Origin of the sequence: Vibrio sp. 1180_3 (assembly GCF_029478545.1) — a bacterium.
Taxonomy (GTDB): domain Bacteria; phylum Pseudomonadota; class Gammaproteobacteria; order Enterobacterales; family Vibrionaceae; genus Vibrio; species Vibrio aestuarianus.
On record NZ_SJFM01000009.1, the window covers coordinates 48,764 to 66,141 of the forward strand.

Genomic DNA, 17,378 nt, shown 5'->3' on the forward strand with positions numbered 1-17,378 from the left:
ATGAGTAAAAATTTTGAATGGGTGACTCCAGACTCAGATCTTCTGGAGCGTGAGAAGACAGCCATTAAGCCACCGGCAATGTACAACGTAATCCTTAACAATGACGATTACACGCCAATGGACTTTGTGATTGAAATCCTTGAGCGATTCTTCTCACTAGATATTGAAAAAGCAACGCAAGTCATGCTCAAGGTACATTATGAAGGGAAAGCAGTTTGTGGCACATACAGTGCTGAAATTGCAGAGACCAAGGTAGCGCAAGTTACTTTGTACTCAAAGGAAAATGAGCATCCACTACTTTGTACTATGGAGCAAGCTTAATCATTTGCTTGCACGACAAAGTAGATCCTTAAGGAGGTACTTATGCTTAATAAAGAACTAGAGTCGAGTCTAAACGGCGCGTTCGCTCGAGCGCGAGACAAAAGACATGAATTCATGACCGTCGAGCACCTCCTACTCGCATTATTAGAAAATGATGCAGCCAGAGAGGCATTATTAGCCTGTCAAGCGGATTTGGATGCGTTGCGCCAAGAGCTTGATATTTTTATCGATCAAACGACTCCTCTTATTCCCGAAAGCGACGAAAGTCGAGAAACTCAACCAACACTCAGTTTTCAACGTGTTCTTCAGCGAGCTGTGTTTCATGTCCAATCATCTGGTCGCAATGAAGTCACCGGAGCGAATGTATTAGTCGCGATTTTTAGCGAGCAAGAATCTCACGCTGCTTACCTATTGAAGAAAAACGATATCAGCCGGTTAGATATTGTGAATTACATTTCACATGGCATTACAAAAACGTCTGGTGCCAATGGTGAAGATTCGGCATCTTCAGAATCATTTGGCAGTGAAGCTGCTGAAGAGGTTGGTTCTGATGAACGTTTAGAAAGTTTTGCCAGTAATTTAAACCAGCTTGCAAAACAAGGTTTGATTGACCCACTGATTGGTCGTGATAAAGAACTTGAACGTACCATTCAAGTGCTTTGTCGTCGTCGCAAAAATAACCCATTGCTAGTGGGTGAAGCCGGTGTCGGTAAAACGGCGATTGCTGAAGGTCTTGCTTGGAGAATAGTTGAAGGGCAGGTGCCTGAGATTATTCAAAATAGTATTATTTACTCTTTGGATATCGGTTCACTTTTAGCGGGAACAAAATATCGCGGTGATTTTGAAAAGCGTTTCAAAACCATATTAAAACAGCTTGAAAAAGAAGAGGATGCAATACTCTTTATCGATGAAATCCACACGATTATTGGTGCGGGGGCTGCTTCTGGTGGCCAAGTTGATGCGGCTAACTTAATTAAACCATTACTCAGTAGTGGCAAGTTGCGCTGTATTGGTTCAACGACGTATCAGGAGTACAACAATATTTTTGAGAAAGAACGTGCTTTGTCTCGTCGATTCCAAAAAATTGATGTGGTGGAACCATCACTGGACGATACCACTAAAATTTTGATGGGCTTGAAGCCCAAATACGAAGCACACCATGAAGTTCGTTATACCAATAAAGCATTACGCGCAGCGGTAGAGCTCTCGGCTAAATACATTAATGAACGTCATTTACCAGATAAGGCGATTGACGTTATTGATGAAGCGGGTGCACGTTCCAGACTGGCTCCTGCAAGTCGTCGTAAGAAAACGGTCGGTGTCGCAGACATCGAGGCCATGGTGGCGAGAATGGCGCGTATTCCAGAGAAATCCGTATCCTCTTCTGATAAAGATACTCTGCAAAACCTTGATCAAAAAATGAAAATGCTGGTTTTTGGTCAAGATCCTGCTATTGATGTTTTGAGCGAAGCGATCAAGCTATCCCGTGCAGGTCTTGGAGCCGAGAACAAACCGGTTGGTTCGTTTCTGTTTGCAGGCCCGACTGGAGTTGGTAAAACAGAAGTGACGGTTCAGTTGTCTAAATTGTTGGGTATCGAACTACTGCGTTTTGATATGTCTGAATATGGTGAACGCCATTCAGTTAGCCGATTGATTGGCGCACCTCCGGGTTACGTTGGCTATGACCAAGGCGGACTGTTAACGGATGCGGTGATTAAACATCCTCATTCAGTGGTGTTGTTGGATGAGATTGAAAAAGCGCACCCAGATATCTTTAACTTGTTATTACAAGTAATGGATAATGGCACGCTGACAGATAACAATGGACGCAAAGCAGATTTTCGTAATGTTATTTTAGTGATGACGACCAACGCTGGTGTAGCGGAAACGGTGAAAAAATCCATTGGCTTGATTCAGCAAGACAACAGTTTTGATGCCATGGCTGAAATTAAGAAAGTCTTTACCCCAGAATTCCGTAACCGTCTAGATAACATCATCTGGTTTAATAGCTTAGATGAGCGTGTGATTCACCAGGTGGTTGATAAGTTTATTGTTGAGCTGCAAGCACAACTCGATGCGAGAGGCGTCTCTTTGGAGGTTTCAGAAGATGCTCGTCATTGGTTAGCAACCTTGGGTTACGACAAGGAGATGGGTGCTCGTCCAATGGGGCGTGTGATTCAAGATAAATTGAAAAAACCTCTAGCTAATGAGCTGTTGTTTGGCTCATTGGTTGAAGGTGGTACCGTTAAAGTCGACTTAGAGGGTGATGAGCTCAAGTTTAAATACATTGGTTCACGTGAGGAAGCGGTGCACTAATGCGGCATAGTCTTTAGGAAAGTAGCAATGCTTTCCTATTGATAGACAACAAAAAACGGAGCAATTAGCTCCGTTTTTTGTTGTGTTCGAAAATCAGCGATTAACGAGCACGGAAGACGATGCGGCCTTTAGATAGGTCGTATGGAGTCATCTCAACAGTTACTTTGTCACCAGTAAGAATACGAATGTAGTTCTTACGCATTTTACCAGAGATGTGAGCTGTAACTACGTGACCGTTTTCTAGCTCAACACGGAACATTGTGTTTGGAAGAGTATCAAGGACAGTGCCTTGCATCTCAATTACGTCTTCTTTAGCCATTTAATCCTCTTTAGAAACTTGGCGATTTTTAACGGACGCATTCTGCCGTTAAAATATAAATATGTAAAGTTGGGCGGTATTCTACCCTTGCCAACGTTGATTTACTAGCTTTTGATGGCGTTGAAAGCGCACTTTGTAGTTCATCGCCGGACATTCATCAATTTGATAACCCAGATATAACCACTGCTTACCGGTTGATTGACAATATTGAAGTTGAAATAGAACGCCTAGTGTACCTAAGGATATATCCGCCTCTGGGTCGTAAAAGGTATAAAAAGCGCTGGCACTGTGCCTGAGAATATCAGTCACTGCAATAGCTACTAATTTATTTTCTTGGTAGATATGCAGATATTGAGTATTGAGCCACTCACAACTCGAAAACTGTTGAAATTCGGCGTCTTTAGGTGGAAACATGCTGCCATCACGATGCCTTGCTTCAATATAACGAGCATAAAGGTTGAACCAGCCTTCATCCATTTCTGTTTTGAGTTGCCATCGATAAGAGTACGCTTTTTTCAACAGGCGTTTTTGGCTATTTGAAACACTAAATTCATTAACCGATACACGCAATGCCTGACATGAATTGCAGCTTTCACAATGAGGCTTATAAATGGTATCACCACTGCGACGAAAGCCATTAGCCAATAAAACTTCATAATTATCTGGAGATTGCATACTTAGGTCGAGTGCCACGGCCACTCGTTCTTGTCGATCTTTTAAATAACTACAAGGGTGGTTGTTGGTTAAACCAATACGTATTTGGTGTAGTTCCGAACTCATGGTTATCCCTCACTTGATAAGGTAAGCCATTGGGGAATAAAGCAGCATTTGTCCAAAGACTCATCTCTAAAAGATAGCAAGGATTTAAGAAAGTCGTCGCGTTGTAATTCGACAGCCCCCAAAGAAAGTAAGTGGGGATTCATGACTTGGCAATCTATCAATTGACCACCATGTGACTGAAAATGTTGGCAAAAATACCAAAGTGCAATTTTCGATGCGTTTGTTTTGATACTAAACATCGACTCGCCACAAAATAGTCGCCCCACTTGTATTCCATACAAACCGCCGATCAATTCTGAGTCATCCCATACCTCAACCGAATGACAGAGTCCTAATTTCGACAGCTCAAGATACGATTTTCTCATGTCTGAATTTAACCATGTTTGATCTGCGGGTCTCAACTTGGCACATTGGGTGATGACGTCTTGCGTTGCGTGATTGATGCTGATTTTATAGTTATGTTTTTTCTGGAATTTTTTTACGCTTCTTGCTGGCGTAAAGGATTTTGGGTCAAACACTGCACGGGGTGAGGGGCTCCACCAAAGAATGGGTTCTCCCGGTCCATACCAAGGGAAAATACCTTGTCGATATGCACTGTATATACGTTGTGGTTGTAAGTCACCACCAAATGCGAGTAGGCCGTTTGGTTCTTGCAAGGCTTCATAAGGTGAGGGAAACGAGAAGTCATCAAGTTCCAGTTGAGGAAGATAAATGGTCATGCTAAATCCGACACCTGTTAAGGGAAGTAAAATGGGGATGTTTAGTCAGAATAGTATTGATTTTTTGATAGTTTGCCAATGGTTGCCGGTGGGGGGAGATTTTGTGATGGTTTTAGCCTCAACGTCAAATTGCCGTTTGGCCAATTAATCATTGGCAGTTAGCTTTAGCTATTGAGCTTATTCATGAGTTTGATTGGTCCACTTATCGTGATTTATCAGAAGGTCGAAAAGAGCATATTTATGCTGGAGTTCACTTTTATTTTTAGATAGGCTGCAAGTACGAAGAATTTTCATCGTCTCAAAGTGCGCAGGAAGACTTTGGGGGATGCAAGGAAACACAACATTAATGGAAAGCCTTACCTTAAAACCAATTAAAAAAATGAATGGGGAAGTCAACTTACCCGGTTCTAAAAGTGTATCAAACCGAGCGCTCTTACTGGCCGCTCTTGCCAAAGGCACCACCACACTAACGAATTTGCTCGATAGTGATGATATTCGACATATGCTAAACGCTTTGACCAAATTAGGGGTGGTTTATCGATTATCTGAGGATAAAACCGTCTGTGAAGTGGAAGGCTTAGGTAAGCCATTTAGCGTTTCTCAGTTAACCGAACTATTTTTAGGCAATGCGGGAACGGCAATGCGTCCTTTAGCGGCCGCATTATGCTTAGGACAAGGTGAGTTTGTTTTAACGGGCGAGCCGCGTATGAAAGAGCGTCCAATTGGTCATTTAGTCGATGCCTTACGGGAAGCTGGCGCACAAATAGAGTATTTAGAGAACGAGCACTTTCCTCCACTTAAAATCACCGCTACTGGTTTAAAGGCGGGTAGCGTGGCCATTGATGGCTCTATTTCTAGCCAGTTTTTGACCGCATTTTTGATGTCAGCACCACTTGCCGAAGGTGAAGTCACTATTAATATCGTAGGTGAGCTAGTATCAAAACCATATATTGATATTACACTGCACATTATGGCGCAATTTGGTGTTCAAGTTGTCAATAATAACTACCAACAGTTTGTCATTCCTGCCGGACAAACGTATCAATCTCCAGGGCAATTTTTGGTGGAAGGTGATGCTTCTTCTGCTTCTTATTTTCTTGCCGCAGCTGCGATTCGAGGCGGTGAAATCAAGGTGACGGGTATTGGTAAAAACAGTATTCAAGGCGATATTCAATTCGCTGATGCCTTAGAAAAAATGGGAGCGGAGATCGAGTGGGGGGACGATTATGTAATTGCGCGTCGCGGCCAATTAAACGCCGTTGATTTGGATTTTAACCATATTCCTGACGCAGCAATGACTATTGCGACAACGGCACTCTTTGCTCAAGGTACAACCGCAATTCGTAATGTGTACAACTGGCGTGTTAAAGAGACGGATCGCCTTGCTGCTATGGCCACTGAATTACGTAAGGTTGGTGCAGAAGTTGAAGAGGGTGAGGACTACATCATTATCACACCACCAACGTTGTTAACGCATGCCGCGATTGATACTTATGATGACCATCGCATGGCAATGTGTTTTTCGTTGGTCGCTCTGAGCGATACGCCAGTGACGATTAACGATCCTAAGTGTACGTCTAAAACCTTCCCTGATTACTTTGATAAATTTTCGGGTTTAAGTCACTAAATGTATTTTCCACAAAGCCTCTTTTGAGGCTTTGTATTTATTTTTTATGGTCTAGCTTATTTAGCCAGTGTAAATTCTTTCGATAGATTCAGCGCTAGGTACTTAAACATATTAAACACTGCCGTTGTATTGGCAGTAGGCAGCCCGTTGTTATCTAAAAAATAATTACCTTTAAATACCAGTACCCCATCTTTCTCTTCTACACTTTCAGCTCTCATTCCCTCAATGTAACTATCATGTTGTTGAATTATCTGATTGGCGATAAGTAGTAAATCAAATTCGGTGATAGATTGTTTGTCGCTCATGTTGAATGCCTTATGAGTGGATTTGCAACGGGATAGTGCCGCAAAAAGCGAGTTAATTTCAATGATCTTAAATAGAAAATCGTGGAAAAATATCGACATTACTACTTGCTTAAAGCGCTCGCGTAGTAATCGTTTTTTCTCAAAACATGAGAATTTGTGATTTATTGCATATTTCGTCAGTTTAATTTCGCGAACCTGCAGCACTCACTTTAGTATGTGCGCGCAATCTGTAGCATGAAATCTTGAACTAGCTATACCCTTCCTACTTGAAGTTGCAGCGGTGTTGGCTACATTCGCTCACCCCAATCACATAGTTTGTCTATGCTCATGGGGATGAACTCACTTGCCGCCTACCTGCAACTTCAAGTTGTTTGGGTATAAACAATGCAATAGCCATGGTAAGTAGGCCTGAATTATTTAGGGTTGTTTCACGGCTTTGCATTTGGATGAGTAGGTGGTAATAGCGCAACGCCAGCACACAAATGGTGAACGCGTTTTGGTGAATTGTCGAACAGTTGAGTTTTATTTTTTCAAAAACATGTTGATCTTCTTGTTAACTGGCTCGATAGTAAAAAAAGAAGCAATATTTTAGAACGTCATGCGATTTACTGATCGCATAGTGATTAAGGACATTTGAGTCAATTATGGGTAAATCACTCGTTATAGTGGAGTCGCCAGCTAAGGCTAAGACGATCAACAAATATCTTGGTAAAGATTTTGTTGTTAAATCGAGCGTTGGACATGTCCGTGATCTTCCTACTGCCGGTCAAAGTACCGCAAAGAAAGCAGCACCTACCTCTACTAAGAATTTGAGTGCTGAAGAAAAAGCACGTTTAAAAAGTGAAAAAGATCGTAATTCTCTGATTAAGAAGATGGGTATCGATCCCTACAATGGTTGGGAAGCTAATTATCAAATTTTGCCAGGGAAAGAAAAAGTTGTCTCTGAGCTGCAGAAATTAGCCAAAGATGCTGATTACGTTTATCTCGCAACCGATTTGGACCGCGAAGGAGAAGCCATCGCTTGGCACCTTCGTGAGATCATCGGTGGTGATGAACAGCGATATAAACGAGTGGTGTTTAACGAAATCACAAAAAACGCTATCCAGCAAGCATTTGAGACTCCAGGTGAGTTGAATATGGATGGTGTCAACGCACAACAAGCTCGACGATTTTTGGACCGCGTTGTGGGCTTTATGGTGTCTCCGTTGTTGTGGAAAAAGGTCGCTCGCGGCTTGTCGGCAGGTCGAGTTCAGTCCGTTGCAGTAAAACTACTGGTTGAACGTGAACGCGAAATTAATGCTTTTATCCCTGAAGAATTTTGGGATATTCACGCTGACACAAAGACACAAGACAAAACAGATTTTCGCTTAATTGTTGCCCAGAAAGACGGCATTGCTTTCAAACCTGTTAACGAAGCGGAAACCAAAGCGGCTGTCGCTATCTTAGAAAAAGCGGCTTACGAGGTTTGTAAGCGTGAAGATCGTCCAACAAGCAGTAAACCTTCAGCTCCCTTTATCACTTCGACACTCCAGCAGGCGGCGAGCACGCGCTTAGGTTATGGTGTTAAGAAAACCATGATGCTAGCGCAGCGGTTGTATGAAGGGGGTTATATTACCTACATGCGTACCGATTCGACGAATTTGAGTGGTGAAGCGGTAGAGGCTGTGCGTAGTTATATTGGCAATGAATTTGGACAAGCTTATCTGCCAGAAAATCCACTGGTTTACGGAAGCAAACAAGGCGCTCAAGAGGCGCACGAAGCGATTCGCCCGTCCAGTGTGGATGTCAAAACTGATGATCTACAAGGCATGGAAGCGGATGCTCATAAATTATACGCCTTGATTTGGAATCAGTTTGTGGCTTGTCAGATGACGCCAGCACAATATGATTCAACCACGGTGAGTGTTAAGGCTGCTGATTTTACGCTTAAAGCGAAAGGACGTATTCTTAAGTTTGATGGTTGGACGCGTGTTCAACGTCCAATGGGTAAGAATGAAGACCAGATCTTACCACCAGTGAAGGTTGGGGATACACTAGCATTGCAAGTGCTCGATCCAAAACAACATTTCACCAAACCACCGGCACGTTACACTGAAGCTGCGTTGGTTAAAGAACTTGAGAAACGTGGTATTGGTCGACCATCGACTTATGCATCGATCATTTCAACAATTCAAGATCGTGGCTATGTGAAAGTAGAACAGCGTCGTTTCTATGCAGAGAAGATGGGAGAGATTGTCACCGACCGTCTTGATGACAGCTTTAATGATTTGATGAACTATGATTTTACCGCCCGTATGGAAGAAAAACTTGACCAAGTGGCGGTAGGTTCAGCAAATTGGAAAGATGTACTTGATAACTTCTTTAATGATTTCACCACTGACTTAGAAGCTGCAGAGTTAGATGAAGAGCAAGGTGGTATGCGACCTAACCATATCGTGATGACGGATATTCAGTGTCCAACATGTTCACGACCAATGGGGATTCGTACCGCTTCGACAGGTGTATTCTTGGGTTGCTCAGGTTATGCATTACCACCAAAAGAGCGCTGTAAGACAACCATTAACCTTGGTGACGAAGATGGTGTTATCAACGTTCTGGAAGAAGACGTTGAAACAGCAGCGCTACGCGCTAAGAAACGCTGCCCAATCTGTGAAACGGCGATGGACGCGTACTTAATTGACGATAAGCGGAAAATGCATGTTTGTGGTAATAACCCGAATTGTGAAGGCTATATCGTTGAGTATGGTGAATTCAAAGTAAAAGGTTATGATGGCCCCGTAGTTGAGTGTGACAAGTGTGGTTCTGACATGGTGCTCAAAAATGGTCGTTTCGGTAAGTATATGGATTGTACTAGCGAAGACTGTAAGAATACGCGCAAGATCTTAAAAAGCGGTGAAGTGGCACCACCGAAAGAAGATCCAGTTCATTTCCCTGAGCTTGCTTGTGAAAATTCAGATGCTTATTTTGTATTACGTGATGGTGCTGCGGGTTTGTTCTTTGCTGCCAGTAATTTCCCTAAATCTCGCGAAACTCGTGCGCCATTAGTTGAAGAGTTAGTTCGATTTAAAGATCGCATAACCGATAAGTATCAATATCTGACCACAGCTCCAACCCATGACCCGGATGGTCTTCCAGCCGTTGTACGCTTTAGTCGTAAGTCTAAAGAGCACTATGTACGTACTGAGACTGATGGTAAGCCATCGGGTTGGACTGCATTGTATGAAAATGGACAGTGGGAAGTGACAGATAAGAGAAAAAACTCAAAGAAATAGAGTGATGGTGTCAACCGTTACCAAAATAAGGCAGCTTTCGAGCTGCCTTATTTATTTGCCTTGATTATTTGATCTGTTTCAATTATTAAAAATATTAATTAAAAAATGTAGTCATTTTTTTGACATTCTGATGCCAAATGGTTATTGATAGGTTGAAAATTAATCAGATTGGCCAGAAATGATTATTAGAAGAAAGTTCTTAGTGGTTTTTTCTTTGATTGCATTACTACTTATTGTAGTAGGGTGGAGTTTGGTTAAAACACATTTGCAAGCGTTTTCAATTGGCCTACTGCATCAATACTCCCAAGTCGTTAATCATTACCGTTCAAACAACACGCTAGACCCTATCATTAGAGAGGTCGAACTGGTTCGTCAGGTTTCTTTGCATCCCAATATCATTACATGGGCGGAAAATGCCGAAGATTCAGTCTATATTGACGTAGCTACAGATACATTAGAACAGTTTCGCTGGCAGTTGCTCAGCAAAAATTTTTTCGTTGCTCTGGATTCAAATTTAGCTTACTACTTTAATTCAACGGAGAATATACGCGAGTCAGCGAGTTTGCTGCGTTATCATTTGAATCCAGAGCAAGCTGAAGATCAGTGGTATTTTAAGCATAAACAGCGAGCAGCACCATTTGGTGTCAACATCAATCACGACCATCATTTAGGCATAACTAAATTATGGATCAACCAGTCAATCATTAAAAATGGTCAGTTTCTCGGCATTGTCGGAACCGGTTTGTCATTAGAACCATTTATGGACGGGCTCTTCCGTGAGAATGCGATTGGGGTTGATACATTGTTTGTGGATGAGTTACTAAATGTACAGCTCATCAGAGATGCAAATATTCAATTTTCTGACGATTTCAAAAGCAAAGTTCAAGGTAAACCACTGTCGGCTTTTATCCAAGATCCTAATGATTATGTTCACGTTGTGCAGGCTATCAAAGCCCAAAAAAATGGAGCAGAGCCAAACGCACTACTGGTTGACTACAATGACAGTAATTCCTTGGTTTCAATCAACTACATTAAGCCACTGAATTGGTTTGAGGTTACCTTTATTAATATGGATAGCTTGTTGGCATCGACGAATGTCACGTTACTTTGTTGTGTTTTACTCTTAACGCTTGTTGGATTTTTGCTCACCATTTGGCTGGTCATTGAGCTAACCTTTCTACGTCCTTTCGCTCGCCTTGTTAAGGCAGCACAGCAGTACCGCACTCAAGACTACCCCATTCAATTTACTTATAAACCACATTCTGAAATCGGGGATGTGATGCGCTTTATCGAAAAACTAACCAAGGGAATCCTTCATGGACAAGCTAATATTGACCGATTAGTGGCAATAAGAACCTCTGCTCTCGATCATCTCTCTACCATTGATCCTTTGACTCAACTACTCAATAAAAAAGGGATGGAAGCTGAGATTAAAAGTGAATTAGCCAGAGTAAAACGAGAAAATAGTCATTTTGGATTACTTTGGATAGATATTGGAAAATATGGCACGACTGCTCAGAATGATAAGTGTGTCATCACTGACTCACAACTCATACAGGTTACCGACAACATAAATTTGGCAATAAGAGAATATGATTCTGCTGGCCGCTGGGCCGATAATGAATTTCTTATCGTAGTCAGAAGTGATAGCTATAACAGTCTGTTAGCACTATCGAAACGTTTAACTGAGCTTTCATCAAACAGCGTGGGCGCAGAAAATTCAACATCAATTGACTTATCGATTGGTGGGGCACTGATAAACGGAGGGTTTTCTATCACAGAGGCTCTGGCTAAAGCTGACACCGCACTTTATATGGCAAAGCAGTCTAAAGAATGCCAAGCCTATATCTGGCAAGAAGGAAGTCATGTGGCTTAGCTAGACATATTGGGATTTGTATCGAACGAAATTTAACCTAAAAAAACCTTAAACTGACTTCGTTGTATCAGGTGTCTAGAGGTTTTAACTGGATGTCATAAATGTGTTTTATTATTGATTTTCATAGCGTGTATATGAGATGAAAAAACGATACAAAAAACGGATATTAACGTTTGGTTAATGCATTGTTGTATTTATATTTTATGAGGCATTGAAATGTGAGCTAGGTTAGGTGTTGGCAATCTAACGGATTAATAGTCGACAGAACAGCGTATTTAAAATTGTATTCTTCTAGCAATTCGATAACGTATAGGCATCCGTTTTTGAGTGAAAGGTATTTTACAAAATCTCGGATTTTACAAGAGCGTTATATAAAGGAAAAGCATCCATACTCCCCCTCAATGCTAATAAGTATGGAATGCGAATATAAAAATGAAAAAATATGGAGAATTATTATGGCTGGTGTTTTAGGTATGATCCTTGCTGGTGGTGAGGGCTCTCGCTTGATGCCCTTGACTGCATCTCGTAGTAAACCTGCGGTTCCATTTGGTGGTAGCTATCGCTTAATCGATTTTGCACTTAACAACTTTGTTAACGCAGATCTTATGCGTATTTATGTATTGACACAGTTCAAATCACAGTCCCTTTATCTACATATGAAGAAAGGATGGAATTTGACGAGTATCACGGACCGCTTTATTGACTCGATTCCAGCACAGATGCGTGATGGTAAGCGTTGGTACGAGGGGACGGCAGATGCTATCTACCAAAATATTAGTTTTATCGAGCTATCAGCACCTGATCAAGTGTGTATCTTCGGTTCTGACCATATTTATAAAATGGATATACGTCAGATGCTTGACTTCCACAAGCGCGTTGATGCGAAATTGACTGTATCGGCTTTAAGAATGCCACTTTCTGAGGCTTCTCAATTTGGTGTTATTGAAGTTGATGAGCATGGCAAGATGATCGGCTTTGAAGAAAAGCCTAGTAATCCTAAGTCTATCCCTGGACACCCTGATCTTGCTCTTGTTTCTATGGGTAACTATATTTTTGACGCAAACACATTGTGCGAAGAGTTACGCTTAGACGCTGAGAATAAAGAATCTAGTCATGATTTCGGTAAAGATATCATTCCTAAACTCTTCCCTGAAGGTGGGGTTTATGTCTATGATTTTTCTACGAATGTCATCAAGGGTGAAAAAGAAGCCACTTATTGGCGTGATGTGGGTACGATTGATGCCTACTGGTCTGCTCATATGGACTTACTTGAGCACGATGCCGATTTCTCACTCTATAACCGTAGTTGGCCATTACACACTTATTATCCGCCATTACCGCCAGCAACCTTTGTGGATTCACATGATCGTAAAGTACAAATTACAGATAGCTTGATCTCTGGTGGTAGCTATATTCAAGGTGCAAAGATATACAAATCAGTGCTAGGCTATCGCAGTAATATTGCCGCAAATACTTTAATTAGTGAGTCAGTGATTTTAGGTGATGTCAAAATCGGTGAAGGCTGTAGTATTAAACGCACAATTATTGATAAAAATGTTGAGATTGCACCAGGTACCATCATTGGTGAAGATCTAGAGCTTGATAGACAACGCTTCCACGTGTCAGATGAGGGGATCGTTGTTATTGCAAAAGGAACGAAAGTTGGATTCTAAAAGGGAAAAAATCGAGGTTTGGTTTACCGTTTCAGAAGCACAGGGATTGATTAAAAGTGGTGGTTTGGCGGATGTCGCCAAGGCGCTACCGAAAGCACTTCAAGAGTTAGATCATCAGGTAGCCATTGTGCTACCTGCTTATCGCTCTATACCGGGGCTAAATGAAGCTCCAGTTGTGTTAGAGACTGAGCTTACTCATTGGCCTCACACCCAATATCGAGTGCGTGAAATGCAGCTTGATGGTGTACCAGTCTATTTGATCGACTGCCCACATTATTTTGACCGTCCAGAAATGTATGGTGAGAATAACCAAGCCTATTCAGATAACGGTGAACGTTTTGGCTTTTTTTCAGCAGCGAGTCTGGATGTGTTGCCGAAATTAGGCAAAAAACCGCAAGTTATTCACGCTAATGATTGGCATACAGGATTAGTGCCTTTCTTGCTAAGAACTCGTTATCAACACGACCCATACTTTTCTGAGATGAAGAGTGTCTTGACGGTGCATAATGCTATCTTCAAGGGGATCTTCTCTTATCATCAATTAGAAATTATTCCTGAATTAAATTTATCTGGTATGGAGTTTCTGCAATATGGGCATGATCACGTTAGCATGCTGCGTGCAGGTATTGCCTTTGCCGATAAAATTAATGCAGTCAGTCCTAATTATGCATCTGAATTGCTGACGCCTTTGGGCTCTCATGGACTGGTTGATGATTTTGTACACAGAGCAAGGGATCTTCACGGCATTGTCAATGGCTGTGATTACAGTGAATGGAATCCACAACAGGATGAATATCTTCCTCTTGGCTATTCAGATGAGGCGGAATCGCTGCATGCGGGTAAATTAGCAAGCAAACAGATACTGCAAGAAGAGCTGCAATTACCTAAACGTTCATTACCACTGTTTGGTATGGTTTGTCGTTTAACTCACCAAAAAGGGTTTCATTACATTCTACCCATCCTCGAGCAGTTTTTACGTAATGATGTTCAAGTGATTATTGTTGGGACGGGTGAACCTGAAGTTGCCACTCGTTTGCAGAAAATCGCTTCGTTGTATCCACATAAATTTGCCTTTGTTGAAGCTTATAGCAATCGTTTCGCGCACTTGGTTGAAGCCGGTTCAGATTTCTTTCTTATGCCGTCAGAATTTGAGGCGTGTGGCTTGAACCAGATCTATAGCATGGCTTACGGCACATTGCCTATTGTGCGTGAAGTCGGTGGCCTGAAAGATACGGTTCGTGATTACGATAAGTACCCTGATGAAGCAACGGGTTTTGGTTTCCATGAACCGTCTGCTGAGGCTTTGCTGATTACTATGCAACGGGCGATGCTATTTTATCTTCAGCATCCAGATAAAATGTTAGAAGTACAGCAACGCGCTATGCGCCAAGATTTTAGTTGGCAAGATTCAGCGAAAGAATACATCAAAATGTATCAAGACGCGGTATTTAGTTAATAACAAATGAAAAGGCGCTTCGGCGCCTTTGTCTCATGCTATAGAGCCGATAAACCAAACATAATTTTACATCCTGCTACCAATAGTATTGGTATTTTGTGGTAGTCTTAATACTCATTGATTGCGAACAAATATCTCAATATGTCTCAGAGTTTACTTTTCCATAAAACTTACCATCATCCGACCAGTGATGAATGGGTTGTCTTTGTCCATGGGGCAGGGGGAAGCTCATCTATCTGGTTTAAGCAGATAAAAGCATACAGAGAACATTTTAATTTATTGTTAATTGACCTCCGTGGTCACGGCAAATCCAATCAGTTACTTAAAGAATTAATGGCCAATCGCTATACTTTTAAATCAGTTACACAAGATATTCTCAAAGTGTTGGATCATCTGAAAATCCAATCTGCCCATTTTGTTGGTATGTCACTAGGAACAATTATTGTCAGAAACCTTGCTGAATTAGCGTCTAGTCGTGTTAGAACGATGGTGTTAGGTGGTGCGGTGACGCGTTTTGACGTTCGTTCGCAGGTGCTAGTTAAGGTAGGCAATTTAAGTAAGCATATCATTCCTTATATGTGGCTATATCGATTGTTCGCTTATATTGTTATGCCACAACGTACTCAAAAAGAGTCTCGACATCTGTTCATACGAGAAGCAAGAAAACTGTGCCAAAAAGAGTTTAAACGCTGGTTTATGCTGACTTCGGAAGTTAACCCTTTAATGAAGTACTTTAAAGAGAAAGAACTACCAATCCCGACTCTTTATCTGATGGGCGAGAGAGACTATATGTTCATTAAACCCGTCAAGGACATGGTGGCACACCACAAAAAGAGTATTCTGTTAGAAATACCCAATTGTGGACATGTTTGTAATGTTGAACAGCCGGAGATGTTTAATCGACACTCTATTGAATTCATTCAACAGAATATGTCTCGCTAATTTCGATACGAGTAGACGGTCAATGGGAGCTACTGAACTGAACTGCAATGCCAGCAGGCAGAAAACTGCGGTTCGTTCTCTTCTCCGCATTTTTGGCAGTACCAGTTGGACACATTTTGTTCATGGTTATCACGGTAAGTTTCTATAACTGCAAGAGCTTCACGTTCTTTATGAGCATCGAGTAGCCATACATAAGGGTTAGTTTCTTCTCCAAAAGGCAATTCACCTTGTAAACTAAACAGGCCTTCTCCCCTGACTTCACACTGAATTTTTTCTTGCTGCAAGAGATGACTGACGATATGTGCTTCTAATAATAAGTTCGAGACGAATATCTTCATGTTGATTGGCTCTAAGTCGTTTTGGTCATATTGTTGAATTTAGATAGACCCCATTTCGCTATCATGGGAAACAATCCAAGCAGTGCAAATGAAAGCAAGACGGACGGTGAAATAATACCAGATAGACTATCTATTTCAGATAACTGTGTGCCTGCATTCAAATAGACAGCAGTGCCTGGCAACATCCCCAACTGGCTAACTAAATAAAAGCGAACAGTGGAAAGTGGTGTTAAGCCCATTAACAAGTTGATCAAGAAAAATGGAAAGACAGGTATCAAGCGCAGAGAAAATAGATAGAAAGCGCCATCACTTTCCACACCTTGGTTTATCGCTTTCAGTTTTGAGCCAAATTTGTCTTGCACCCATTCACGCAGTAAAAAGCGGCTGCTTAAAAAAGCTAGGGTTGCCCCGATAGTACTGGCAAAGGAGACTAAAAGTAGGCTAGTCCAAAAGCCGAATAGCGCCGCGCCTAATAATGTGACCACTGCCGCCCCAGGTATCGAAAATGCCGTGACTAAAATATAGAGCGAGAAATAGAGTGCAGCTGCGCTCACAAAGTTTTGTTCAATATGCTCATTGAGCAGTAATTGCTGTGCTTTGGCGTTTTCTAAGGTTAGATACTGGCCAAAATTCATCGCTAGTAGAATGATGGTAATTAATAGGATTAGACCCAAGACAATTTTTTTATTCATGCTTTTTCTCACCGCGTTTTTACACTAGATATAGTGAATAGGACATGGAAAGTCGAACTTTTATTTCAAAATGGAATAAAAAAGCGCCCGCAATGAAGTGCGAGCGCTTTTTGAAAGGTTGTGGTTAACGTTTATAGATTATTGGCGAGTTCATCACGACGAGATTGCGAAATAACAGACCAGTGTTTTCCTTCAATCGCGCCTTCTAAAGCCCAAAGCAATTCTAAACTGACAGTCGAAGAGTGGGTTTGCTGAATGGCTTTGTACGCTTCTAAAGCACCTTTCGCTTGTAAATCATTAACCGATTCAATACCTGCTTTTTTGAGCATTCTTTCCGTTGCAAGACGCAAATTGGGCAGATCTTTCAAGCGATCTGGCTTTGCCTGAGCTTGAACTTCACGTTCTTGCTTGGCAATTTCAAGTGCGACAGATGCGTCTCTCAAGATTTGTTGCGGGTTGTTCCAGCAATTATCAGGTAATGCAAAATATTTAGTGACGACAGGAAAGCCGCGCTTTTTATATACATAAGGCTCATAGCCCTGCTGTACAAAGCGTTTTGTAGACACATCATCAGCGCGAATGTGAAGTTTATCGTTTACGACCAAAGCAAACATAGTGTCATCGACGAAAATACCGAAACCGCCAAACATTGAACGAGATTTTACTTGTCCAAACTGTTCGAATAGTCGCATTGAATCTTTAAGTACTGGTTTATCCATGTTGTAAATTCTCGGTGTATAGG

At 41.6% G+C, this 17,378-nt stretch carries 15 protein-coding genes; 8 read left to right on the plus strand and 7 right to left on the minus strand.

Going from position 1 to position 17,378, the window contains the following annotated elements; genetic code table 11:
* On the plus strand, nt 1-321 hold the full coding sequence (gene clpS / locus EYW48_RS07730; protein WP_053309989.1) for an ATP-dependent Clp protease adapter ClpS: 321 nt from the start codon (nt 1-3) through the stop codon (nt 319-321).
* 42 nt (nt 322-363) lie between these two features.
* Nucleotides 364-2,637 carry an ATP-dependent Clp protease ATP-binding subunit ClpA gene (clpA, locus tag EYW48_RS07735; protein WP_171980017.1) on the plus strand — a complete coding sequence of 758 codons (2,274 nt, stop codon included), beginning with the start codon at nt 364-366 and terminating at the stop codon, nt 2,635-2,637.
* Between the two features lie 100 nt (nt 2,638-2,737).
* Here clpA and infA read toward each other — a convergent pair whose 3' ends face one another.
* The 3 genes from infA to aat form a co-directional block, all read right to left on the minus strand.
* Nucleotides 2,738-2,956, minus strand: coding sequence for a translation initiation factor IF-1 (gene infA / locus EYW48_RS07740; RefSeq protein ID WP_001040192.1), 219 nt, complete (start codon nt 2,954-2,956; stop codon nt 2,738-2,740).
* An 81-nt stretch (nt 2,957-3,037) separates the two neighbouring features.
* A complete protein-coding gene (locus EYW48_RS07745; protein ID WP_171980018.1) occupies nt 3,038-3,736 on the minus strand; it encodes an arginyltransferase in 699 nt (232 codons plus the stop codon).
* Nucleotides 3,737-3,738: 2 nt separating this feature from the next.
* Nucleotides 3,739-4,455, minus strand: a complete 717-nt coding sequence (aat, locus tag EYW48_RS07750; RefSeq protein WP_171980019.1) for a leucyl/phenylalanyl-tRNA--protein transferase — start codon at nt 4,453-4,455, stop codon at nt 3,739-3,741.
* A 346-nt stretch (nt 4,456-4,801) separates the two neighbouring features.
* Between aat and aroA the strand changes: the two genes are divergently transcribed.
* A complete protein-coding gene (gene aroA / locus EYW48_RS07755) occupies nt 4,802-6,082 on the plus strand; it encodes a 3-phosphoshikimate 1-carboxyvinyltransferase (protein ID WP_277432224.1) in 1,281 nt (426 codons plus the stop codon).
* Nucleotides 6,083-6,138: 56 nt separating this feature from the next.
* Here the strand turns inward: aroA and EYW48_RS07760 are convergent, their stop codons facing one another.
* Complete coding sequence (locus tag EYW48_RS07760; RefSeq protein WP_053309984.1) at nt 6,139-6,387, minus strand: YciN family protein; 249 nt, start codon at nt 6,385-6,387, stop codon at nt 6,139-6,141.
* 644 nt (nt 6,388-7,031) lie between these two features.
* On the opposite strand from EYW48_RS07760, the gene topA reads away from it, so the two are divergent.
* The 5 genes from topA (at nt 7,032) to EYW48_RS07785 (ending at nt 15,606) form a co-directional block, all read left to right on the plus strand.
* Nucleotides 7,032-9,659, plus strand: coding sequence for a type I DNA topoisomerase (topA, locus tag EYW48_RS07765; protein ID WP_171980021.1), 2,628 nt, complete (start codon nt 7,032-7,034; stop codon nt 9,657-9,659).
* A 178-nt stretch (nt 9,660-9,837) separates the two neighbouring features.
* A complete protein-coding gene (locus EYW48_RS07770; RefSeq protein ID WP_171980022.1) occupies nt 9,838-11,535 on the plus strand; it encodes a GGDEF domain-containing protein in 1,698 nt (565 codons plus the stop codon).
* Nucleotides 11,536-11,948: 413 nt separating this feature from the next.
* Nucleotides 11,949-13,208, plus strand: a complete 1,260-nt coding sequence (gene glgC / locus EYW48_RS07775) for a glucose-1-phosphate adenylyltransferase (RefSeq protein ID WP_080996319.1) — start codon at nt 11,949-11,951, stop codon at nt 13,206-13,208.
* Nucleotides 13,198-14,664, plus strand: a complete 1,467-nt coding sequence (gene glgA, locus EYW48_RS07780; RefSeq protein ID WP_241772854.1) for a glycogen synthase GlgA — start codon at nt 13,198-13,200, stop codon at nt 14,662-14,664. Before glgC ends, glgA begins: the two co-directional genes overlap by 11 nt.
* Before the next feature lie 141 nt (nt 14,665-14,805).
* On the plus strand, nt 14,806-15,606 hold the full coding sequence (locus EYW48_RS07785) for an alpha/beta hydrolase (RefSeq protein ID WP_053309979.1): 801 nt from the start codon (nt 14,806-14,808) through the stop codon (nt 15,604-15,606).
* A 29-nt stretch (nt 15,607-15,635) separates the two neighbouring features.
* On the opposite strand, the gene EYW48_RS07790 is transcribed toward EYW48_RS07785, so the two are convergent.
* From EYW48_RS07790 to EYW48_RS07800, 3 genes are all read right to left on the minus strand, one after another.
* Nucleotides 15,636-15,944 carry a DUF2007 domain-containing protein gene (locus tag EYW48_RS07790; protein ID WP_274682979.1) on the minus strand — a complete coding sequence of 103 codons (309 nt, stop codon included), beginning with the start codon at nt 15,942-15,944 and terminating at the stop codon, nt 15,636-15,638.
* An 11-nt stretch (nt 15,945-15,955) separates the two neighbouring features.
* Entirely contained in the window at nt 15,956-16,648 is a 693-nt protein-coding gene (locus EYW48_RS07795; protein ID WP_241772853.1) for a TVP38/TMEM64 family protein, read from the minus strand.
* A 119-nt stretch (nt 16,649-16,767) separates the two neighbouring features.
* Entirely contained in the window at nt 16,768-17,355 is a 588-nt protein-coding gene (locus EYW48_RS07800; RefSeq protein WP_053309976.1) for a TfoX/Sxy family DNA transformation protein, read from the minus strand.
* Nucleotides 17,356-17,378 lie beyond the last annotated feature (23 nt).